General features: G+C 72.3%; 1 protein-coding gene and 1 pseudogene. Both read right to left on the bottom strand.

Going from position 1 to position 10,702, the window contains the following annotated elements:
- Positions 1-284: 284 nt before the first annotated feature.
- A pseudogene (locus tag ACFV2X_RS44165) lies at positions 285-9,524 on the bottom strand (type I polyketide synthase); the annotation flags it as partial.
- Positions 9,525-9,674: 150 nt separating this feature from the next.
- On the bottom strand, positions 9,675-10,702 hold a 1,028-nt coding region (locus ACFV2X_RS44160; RefSeq protein WP_385627286.1), incomplete at its 5' end, for a KR domain-containing protein.

The following is a 10,702-nucleotide window of genomic DNA, read 5'->3' as shown; positions in this document are numbered from 1 at the left end:
GAAGGTCATGGCGCTGGTCGCGGCGCTGGTCATGGCGCTTCCAGTTCCGCGTCCAGCAGATCGAAGATCTCCTCCGCTGTGGCCGAGGCCAGGTCGTCGTCCTTCGGTCGGTCCGCGGGCCGGCGCCACGCGTCCGTGATGGTGGTCAGCCGGGAGACGATGGCCTGCCCCTGGTCGGTGTCCCGGTCCAGCGCGGCCAGCAGGGATTCCAGCCGGTCCAACTCCCGGTGGACCGAGGACACCCCGGTCTGTTCGGCGGCGATCTCCTCCAGCACGCGGTCCGCGAGCGCGCTCGGGGTCGGGCAGTCGAAGAGGAGCGCGGGCGGCAGCCTCAGCTCCGTCGCCGCCACCACGTGGTTGCGCAGCTCCACGGCGGTCAGCGAGTCGATGCCCATCTCCTTGAACGACTGGGTCATCTGGACATCGGCGGGGTCCGCATGGCCGAAGACGAGCGCGGTCGCCTTGCGTACGACGGCGGCGACGGTGGCGTGCCGTTCGGTCTCGGACTGGCCGAGCAGCCGCTGCAGCAGGCTCTGTGTCGCCTCGCCGTCGCGTACCCGGCGCCGGGCCGCCTTGGTGGCGGACTCGGTGGCGGAGCCAATGGTTGTCTCGGTGGCTGTCTCGGCCGCTGTGGGTCCGCTCAGCTCCGCCGCGGAGGCCGGGCGGAGTGTCAGCGCTTCGATCGACGCCACCGGTTCTCCCGACGGATCGGCCATCGCGACGGACACCGTGTCCGGCCCGGTCGGCGTGAGCCGTACCCGCAGACTGGTGGCCCCGGTGGCGTACAGCGACACGCCCGACCAGGCGGCGGGCAGCCGTGGCGGTGTCGTCGGGTCGGCCTGCCCGGGAGGCAGGTTCACGGCCTGCGGGGTCACGGCCTGCTGGGTCACAGAGGGCAGGGTCACGGGGTGCAGGGCGCTGTCGAGCAGGGCCGGGTGCAGGCCGAACCGGGTGGCGTCGCGCGCTTCGTCCGGCGCCAGATCGACCTCGGCGAAGAGTACGTCGCCGAGCCGCCATGCGGCCCGTACGCCCTGGAACGCCGGGCCGAGGCCGAGGTCCCGGCCGTCCCGTGGCTCGTACAGCGCCGCGACGGGGATCGCGGTCGGGTTCGCCGGGGGCCAGGCCACCAGGTCGAACGCGGGGGCGGGGGCGGCGGTAGACAGTGTTCCGGTGGCGTGCCGCGTCCATGGGGCTGCCTGGGTCTGGGCTCCCTCGAGGCGAGAGTGGAGCTGCACATCCCATCGGTCCCCGCCGTCCCGGCGCCGCACGGTCACGCGGACGTGGACCCTGCCACCGTCCATGAGCCACAACGGCGTCTCGTCGTGGGACAGTTCCTCGACGAAATCGCACCCGATGTGCTGGCCCGCCTGCAGGAACAGCTCGGTCACCGCGGCCGCGGGCAGCACGGCCGTGCCCGCGAGTGTGTGGTCGGCGAGCCAGGTGTGTGTGCCTGATGACAGGCAACCGGTGAGGACGAGGCCATCGGTGTCCGGGAGTTCGACGGCCGCGCCCAGGAGGGGGTGGTCGGCCGCCGCCACGCCCGCCGAGCCCAGGTCCTCGGGCGGTGTGGGCGGGGCCTCCAGCCAGTAGCGCCGGCGCTGGAAGGCGTACGTGGGCAGATCGGTGGCCCGCGGCCGTCTGCCCAGCGCGGTGGCCCAGTCCACCGGCACACCGCAGAACGCCTGCCAGTCGAGCGCCACGCCGCGCACATGCAGCCCGCCGATCGCGCTGGTCAGGCTCCGTACCTCGGGGTGCCCGCCGCGCAGGGTCGCGGAGAACACCGGGCCGTCCTCGCGTACGGGAAGGCAGTTGGGCCCCATGGCGGACAGCACGGCGTCCGGTCCGAGCTCCAGGTACGTGGTCACGCCGGCGTCGTCCAGACGGCGGACGGCGTCGTGGAACCGTACGGCCTGCCGCGCGTGGCGCACCCAGTGGTCCGGCCGGCTCAGCTCCTCGGCGGAGGCGGCCTCACCGGTCAGCGTGGAGACGAACAGTTTCGAGGTGTCCTGGGAGGTGTCCTGGAACGACACTCTCTGTACGACCTCCGCGAAGGCGTCGAGCATCGGCTCCATCAGCGGCGAGTGGAACGCGTGGCTGACCGACAGCCGCCTGATCTTGCGCCCCTCGCGGCGCAGGCGCTCGGCGATGTCCAGCAGCGGTTCGCGGGCGCCCGAGAGCACCACGGCCGTGGGACCGTTGACCGCGGCGATGCCCACGTCGTCCCGGCCGCTCTCCCGCAGCAGCCGCAGGGCTTCGTCCTCCGAGGCCTGGACGGCGACCATCGCGCCTTCCTCGTCCAGCGTCTGCATCAGCCGGCCGCGCGCCGCCACGAGGGTCGCGGCGTCGGCCAGGCTCAGCAGGCCGAGGGCATGAGCCGCGCCCAGCTCGCCGATCGAGTGTCCGGCCACGGCGTCCGGGCGGACTCCCCAGTGCTCGACCAGCCGGTAGAGGGCCACTTCCAGGGCGAACACCGCGGGCTGGGTGAATTCGGTCCGCTGGAGCAGTTCCGCCTCGGGGGTGTCGACGGTGGCGAAGACGATGTCGCTCAGGGGCCGGTCGAGGTGTTTGTCGAGTTCGGCGCAGACCTCGTCGAAGGCCGCCGCGAACACCGGGAACGCGTCGTACAGCTCCCGGCCCATACCGGGGCGCTGGCTGCCCTGTCCGGTGAAGAGAAATGCCACCCTGCCCTGCCGTCCCGGCCCCTGGACGACTCCGGTGGCGCTGTCGCCGACGGCCACGGCCGCCAGGCCCCGCAGCAGCTCCTCCCGGTCCCCGGCCAGGACGACGGCCCGGTGCTCGAAGGCCGTACGGGTCGCCATCAGCGCGTACGCGGCCTCCGCCAGGTCGAGATCGGGGCGCTCCGACACAAACGTCTGCAGGCGGGCGGCTTGGGCCCGCAGGGCCGCCTCGGACTTCGCCGACACCACCCATGGCACCGCCGCGTCCGGGCCGGGGGCGTCGGCCGGGTGTTCGCCGGCCTCCGCTTCGGGTGGCGCCTGCTCGAGGATCACATGCGCGTTCGTACCGCTCAGACCGAAGGCCGAAACGCCCACGCGGCGGGGGTGTCCGGTCTCCGGCCAGTCGCGCTGCTCGGTCAGCAGCTCCACCGCCCCGGCCGACCAGTCCACCCGCGAGGACGGCTCATCGACATGCAGGGTCCGGGGCAGCACACCGTTGCGCAGCGCCATCACCATCTTGATGACACCGGCCACACCCGCAGCCGCCTGCGCATGCCCGATGTTCGACTTCAGCGACCCCAGCCACAAGGGCACATCCGTGTCGCGGCCCTGACCGTACGTGGCCAGCAACGCCTGCGCCTCGATCGGATCACCCAGCGCCGTACCCGTCCCATGCGCCTCAACCACATCCACCTCACCAGCAGAAAGCCGCGCGTCCGCCAACGCCTGGCCGATCACCCGCTGCTGCGACGGACCGTTCGGCGCCGTCAGCCCATTCGACGCCCCGTCCTGATTCACCGCGGAGCCACGCACCACCGCCAACACCCGGTGGCCGTTACGCTCCGCATCACTCAGCCGCTCCACCACCAGCACACCCACGCCCTCGGCCCACCCCGTGCCATCCGCCCCCTCGGCGAAGGCCTTGCACCGGCCGTCGGCCGCAAGCCCCCGCTGACGGCTGAAGTCCAGAAAGGCCGCCGGTGACGACATCACCGTCACACCCCCCGCAAGAGCCAGCGCACACTCACCCCGCCGCAGCGCCTGCACCGCCAGATGCAACGTCACCAGCGACGACGAACACGCCGTGTCGACGGTGAGCGCGGGGCCCTCCAGGCCGAACGTGTACGACAGACGGCCGGCCGCCACGCTTCCCGCGGTGCCGGTGCCGCGGAACGCCTCCAGTTCCTCGGGGATCGTACGGAGCCTGGTGAGATAGTCCCGGTTCATCAGGCCGACGAAGACACCGGTCCGGCTGCCCCGCAGGGTCGCCGGGTCGATGCCCGCACGCTCGATCGCCTCCCACGACGTCTCCAGCAACAACCGCTGCTGCGGATCCATCGCCAACGCCTCACGCGGAGAAATACCGAAGAACCCGGCGTCGAACTCTCCCGCGTCGTACAAGAACCCACCCTCACGCACATACACCGCCCCCGGAGCCTCCGGATCCGGGCCGAAGAGCTTCCCCAGATCCCAGCCACGGTCCTGCGGAAACCCGGACATCGCGTCACCACCGGAGACCACCAACCGCCACAAGTCCTCCGGAGACGCCACCCCGCCCGGAAGACGGCACCCCATCCCCACGATCGCGACCGGCTCGTCCGCCGCCACCGAGACGCTGGGACCGGGGACGACGGCCTCCTCGGGCAGCAGTTCCTGACGCAGATGGGCCGCCAGGGCCGCCGGGGTCGGGAAGTCGAAGACGAGGGTGGGTGACAGGGGCAGCCCGGTGGCCGGGCCCAGCGCATTGCGCAGCTCGACGGCGCTGAGCGAGTCGACCCCCAGGTCGCGGAAGGTCTGGTGCGGCCCGACCTGGTCGGGGGTGGCATGGCCGAGCACGGCCGCGGCACGGGTGCGCACGAGGTCGAGCAGCACGGCGTCACGCTCCGCCTCCGGCAGCCCGAGGAGGCGGTCCGTGAGAGATGTTGCGCCCGTTGGGCCGTCGTCCGAGCCACGGATCCGCCGCGTGGGCCGGATCAGCCCGCTCAGCAGGGGCGGCACGGCCTGTGCCGGCCGGGCCGTGAGGTCGAGACGTACGGGGATCAGCGCCGGTTCGTCCGCCGTACAGGCCGCGTCGAACAGCGCGAGGCCGTCATCGAGACCGAGGGCGCCGACACCCGCGCGTCCCATGCGGTCCAGGTCGGCGTCCGTCAGTCCCTGTGTCATTCCGCTGCGCTCGGCCCACAGCCCCCACGCCAGCGACACCGCCGGAAGCCCGGCCGACCGGCGCCACCGCGCGAAGGCGTCGAGGAAGGCGTTGGCCGCCGCGTAGCCGCCCTGCCCCGCCCCGCCGAACACGCCGGAGACGGAAGAGAACAGGACGAACGCCGACAGGTCCAGGTCCCGGGTGAGGTGGTGCAGATTCAGCGCGGCGTCCGCCTTGGGGCGCAGTACGGCATCGGTGTCCTGGACCGTCAGCGAGGTGAGGAGGCCGTCGTTCACCACCCCGGCGGTGTGCACCACGCCGCGCAGCGGATGCTCGGCGGGGATGGCGGCCAGAACGCGTGCCATGGCCTCGTGGTCGGCGGCGTCGGCGGCGGTGATGGACACCGACGCGCCCATTTCGGCCAGTTCGGCCGCCAAGGCCGCGGCGCCTTCGGCGCGCATGCCCCGGCGGCTGGTCAGCACCAGGTGGCGTACACCGTGCGCGGACACCAGGTGCCGGGCCACGACGGCGCCCAGGGTGCCGGTGCCGCCGGTGACCAGGACGGAGCCGTCGGGCCCGAAGGGGGACGGCGCGAGTTCGTCGGCGGGCAGCGCGGCGCGGGCCAGGCGGGCGGCCGACCACTGCCCCTCGCGCACGACGAGCTGCGGCTCCGTTCCGAGAACCGCTTCCGTCAGTGGCTCGGCGGGCCGGTCGGTGTCCACGAGAACGAACCGCCCGGGGTGTTCGGCCTGCGCCGACCGCACCAGACCCCATACGGCGGCGCCCGCGAGGTCCGGCGTTTCCTTGGTCTGTGCCGCCATCGCGCCGGTGGTCACCACGACCAGGCGGGAGGCAGCGAACCGCTCGTCCGCCAGCCACTCCCGCACCAGCGCCAACGCGTGGTGCACCGCGGACCGCACGGCGTCGGCCGAGGGGATCCCGGACGCCGGAGCGTCGCCGGCGGTCAGGCGAGCGACAACGGCCTCGGGGACGGGCGTACCGGCGTCCATCCGGGCCCGCAACCCGGTCGGGCCACTGCCATGGCCACCCCCGTCGAGCACCGCGTACCGGCTCGCGGCCAGCTTCGGAGTCGCGCCCACCGGACGCCACTCCAGCCGGAACATCGACTCCTGTACGGAGGACCGGCGCAGCTGCGCGTCCGTCACGGGCCGCAGCGCCAGGGACTCCACCGAAACGACAGGACGGCCGCCCGGGTCGGTGGCCAGTACGGACATCGCGTCCGGCCCGGCGGGGGCGAGCCGTACGCGGAGGGCACGGGCGCCGGTGGCGTGGATCCGCACCCCGGACCAGTGGAACGGCAGCAGGGGCGCGCCGGGCCGCGCGGCGCCGCCGCTGAGGCTCCAGGCGTGCAGCGCGCTGTCCAGCAGGGCGGGGTGCACACCGTACCGGTCCGAGCCAGGCGGTAACTCCTCCGGGAGGGTCACCTCGGCGAACACCTCGTCGCCTCGGCGCCACGCGGCCCTTACTCCCCGGAACGCCGGGCCGTAGCCGAGGCCGTTCGCCGCCAGCCGGTCGTACAGCCCTTCCACGGACACCGGCTCCGCGTCCTTCGGCGGCCAGGCCCGCGGCCCTGCCGTGGCCCTGGACTCCTCCGCCGGGTCGTCGGCACAGGTCAGTACGGAGCTGGCCTGCCGGGTCCACGGCGCGTCGTGCGGCAGGTCCTCGCCACGGGAGTACACCGTCAGGCCGCGCCGCCCGGCCTCGTCGGCCGCAGCGACCGCCAGCTGCACATGGACGCCACCGTGCTCCGGGAGCAGCAGCGGGGCCTCCAGAGTGAGCTGCTCGACCGTATCGCAGCCGACCAACTCTGCTGCCCGGAGGGCGAGTTCGACCCACGCCGTTCCGGGCAGCAGCACCCGGCCCGCGACGGCGTGGTCGCCCAGCCAGGGGTGTTCCGCGGGCGACAGGCGGCCGGTCAGCAGACAGCCGCCGCCTCCCGCCATGGACACCGTGGCGCCCAGCAGCGGATGGTCCGCCGCCCCCAGGCCCAGGTCGCCGGGGCGCACGGCGATGGCCGCGGGGGAAGGCCGCAGCCAGTAGTGCTGCCGCTCGAAGGCGTAGGTGGGGAGCTCGGCGGGGTGGGGCGGCCGCCGTGGCGCGAAGAACCCGTCGGCGTCCAGCGCCACCCCGCGTACGTACAGCTGGGCCACCGCCGTCAGCAGCGACCGGACCTCCGGTCTGCCCTCGCGCAGGCTCGGGAGCAGGGCCGCGTCAACGCCGTCGGACAGGCACTCCCGGGCCATGAGGGACTGCATCGCCACCGGGCCCAGCTCCAGGAAGTTGCGGACCCCGTCGGCCTCGAGTGTGCGTATGCCGTCGTAGAAGCGCACCGCGCCACGGACATGGCGGCCCCAGTAGGCGGGCGAGCACAGCTCCTCCGGCCGGGCCGGCCGCCCGTCCAGGCAGTTGATCAGCGGAATGCGCGGCTGGTGGAACGCGATGTCCCCGATGGCCTGGACGAAGGCGTCCAGGACGGGTTCCATCCGCGCCGAGTGGAACGCCTTCCCGAAGCTCATCCGGCGTGTCTTGCGGCCTTTGGCCTTCCATTGGTCGCCGATCTCCCAGACGGCCTCTTCGTCGCCGGATATCACCACGGCCCTGGGGCCGTTGATCAGCGCCACGTCGACCGTGCCGGTCGATGTCTCGAGCGAGGCGCGGACCTCGTCCTCGGACGCCTCGATGGCGACCATCGCGCCGCCGTCGGGTGTCTCCTGCAGCAGTCGGCCCCGCGTCGCCACGAAAGCGGCCGCGTCCGCCAGTGACAGAACACCGGCAGCGTGAATGGCGGCCGAGTCGCCGTTGGAACCACCGAAGAGCACATCGGGCCGGATGCCCCAGTGTTCCAGCAGCCGGTAGAGGGCCACCTCCAGCGCGAAGACGGCCGGATGCCCATACTGGGGCCCTGCGAGCAGGGCGGATGCGGGGGTGCCGTCGGCGGCGAAGACGATGTCGCGGATCGGCCGGTCGAGGTGTTTGTCGAGTTCGGCGCAGACCTCGTCGAAGGCCGCCGCGAACACCGGGAACGCCTCGTACAGCTCCCGGCCCATCCCGGGGCGCTGGCTGCCCTGGAAGGTGAACAGGAACGCCAGTCGATCCTTCTTGCGGGCGGTGTCCCGGACGACCCCGGCAGCCGTGTCGCCGGCGGCCACGGCCGCCAGGCCGCGCAGCAGTTCTTCCCGGTCCTCGGCCAGGACGACGGCCCGGTGCTCGAAGGCCATACGGGTCGCCATCAGCGCGTACGCGGCCTCCGCCAGGTCGAGATCGGGGCGCTCCGACACATACCCGTGCAGGCCGGCGGCCTGTGCGCGCAGCGCCGCCCCCGACTTCGCCGACACCACCCACAGCAGTACGGCGGGGTGCGTGGCGGGGCGTTCCTCGTTCTCCTCGTCTTCTTCCGGGGGTGCCTGTTCCAGGATGGCGTGGGCGTTGGTGCCGCTCAGGCCGAACGAGGAGACCGCCGCCCGGCGGGGGTGTCCGGTCTCCGGCCAGTCGCGCTGTTCGGTCAGTAGTTCCACGGCCCCGGCCGACCAGTCCACCCGCGAGGTGGGCGCGTCCACGTGCAGGGTCCGGGGCAGCAGGCCGTGCCGCATCGCCATCACCATCTTGATGACACCTGCCACACCCGCAGCCGCCTGCGCATGTCCGATGTTGGACTTCAGCGACCCCAGCCACAAGGGACTGTCCACCGCCCGGCCCTGGCCGTACGTGGCCAACAGCGCCTGCGCCTCGATGGGGTCGCCCAGCGTCGTCCCCGTCCCGTGCGCCTCCACCACATCCACGTCACACGCGTCCAGCCGCGCATCCGCCAGCGCCTGCCCGATCACCCGCTGCTGCGACGGACCGCTCGGCGCCGTCAAACCGTTCGAAGCCCCGTCCTGGTTCACCGCGGACCCCCGCACCACCGCCAACACCCGATGGCCGTTGCGCACCGCGTCACTCAGCCGCTCCACCACCAGCATGCCAATGCCCTCGGCCAGTCCGGTGCCGTCCGCGGCCTCGGCGAAGGCCTTGCAACGGCTGTCGGCCGCAAGCCCCCGCTGACGGCTGAAGTCCACGAAGGACGACGGCGACGACATCACCGTCACACCGCCCGCCAAGGCCAACGAGCACTCGCCGCGCCGCAGCGCCTGCACCGCCAGATGCAACGCCACCAGCGACGACGAACACGCCGTGTCCACGGTGAGCGCGGGCCCCTCCAGGCCGAAGGTGTACGACAGGCGGCCGGCGGCGATGCTCCCGGCCGTGCCACTGCCGAGGTAGCCCTCCAGCTCTTCCGGGGCAACCGCCGTGCCTGCGGCATAGTCGTGGTACATCAGCCCGACGAAGACACCGGTCCGGCTGCCGCGCAGGGTCGCCGGGGCGATGCCGGCACGCTCGACGGCCTCCCACGACGTCTCCAACAGCAACCGCTGCTGCGGATCCATCGCCAACGCCTCACGCGGGGAGATGCCGAAGAACCCCGCATCGAACTCCCCCGCGTCATACAAGAACCCACCCTCGCGCGCGTAGACCGCTCCCGGAGCCTCCGGGTCCATTGTGAAGAGCCGGTCCAGATCCCAGCCACGGTCCTCCGGAAACCCGGACACCGCGTCACCACCGGAGACCACCAACCGCCACAACTCCTCCGGAGACGCCACCCCACCCGGAAAACGACACCCCATCCCCACGATCGCGACCGGCTCGTGCGTACGCTCGTCCATATCGTTCAGCCGCTGGTGCGCCTGCCGCAGATCAGCCGTCATCCGCTTGAGGTACTCGACAAGCTTTGCTTCGTCAGCCATGTGCCCGCCCCTCTTCGGCGATAGCCCCGGTAGTGATTGATGCTCGGCAGGTCACACCGATCCGAACTCCTTGTCGATGAGGTCGAGCAGTTCATCGGCGGTGGCGGCGGTGATCTCCTGCTCCGGGGCACCATTCGCGGTCGGTGTTGCCTGGCTTCCCGTACCGCCTGCTGTCTCGATCTTCGTGGCGAGTACGCGCAGACGAGCCGCGACCTGGTCATGTCCCCCGCCGGGGGACTCCATCGAGCGGAGCAGAGTCTCCAGGCGGTCGATTTCCTCGAATATCGGGAGGGCCGGATCCGTGTTCTCCGGAAAAAGCTTCTCCAGCAGATGGCCGGCCAGCGCCGTGGGGGTCGGATGGTCGAACACCAGGGTGGGGGGCAGCTTGAGGCCGGTGGCGGCGCCGAGCCGATTGCGTAGCTGGACCGCGGTGAGGGAGTCGAAGCCCAGCTCCTTGAAGGCGCGCTCCTCGTCCACGGCCGCCGGGCCGGAGTGGCCCAGAACAGTGGCCGTATGCGACCTGATCAGCTCCACCAGGGCCGGTCCGCGTTCCGCGGCGGGCAGTTCGAGCAGCCGCTGTCCGGCCGCCGCCGTCGTGGCCACCCCCTCGCTCGGCCGTGCGCCCGGCCTCGGTGCTCGGACCAGGTTTCGCAGTACGGAGGGGATGTCCCCGTGGCGCAGTTCCGTACGGTCGAAGCGGATCGGCACGCCAAGGGGTTCGCCCGTGAGCTGGGCCGCGTCGAACAGCGCGAGACCTTCGGCGGAGGAGAATCCGAGTACGCCGTGTCGCCCGGTCCGTGCGGACCCCTGAGCCGAAGACTCGGCAAGTGACGAGGTCAGCTCGCTCTTCTCGGTCCACAGACCCCATGCGAGGGCGGTGGCCGGGAGCTCCTGGGCAGCGCGATGGGCGGCCAGGGCGTCCAGGAAGGCGTTGGCCGCTGCGTAATTGCCCTGTCCGGGTGTGCCGAGCACACCGGCGGCGGAGGAGAAGAGGACGAAGGCGGAGAGGTCGAGGTGGCGGGTCAGTTCGTGGAGGTTGACCGCCGCATCGATCTTGGGCCGCAGGACCGCGTCCATTT

Source organism: Streptomyces sp. NPDC059679, assembly GCF_042734105.1.
In the GTDB taxonomy this organism is placed as follows: domain Bacteria; phylum Actinomycetota; class Actinomycetes; order Streptomycetales; family Streptomycetaceae; genus Streptomyces.
The sequence above is the reverse complement of the archived record's forward strand: the minus strand, read 5'-3'. Positions and strand labels throughout refer to the sequence as shown.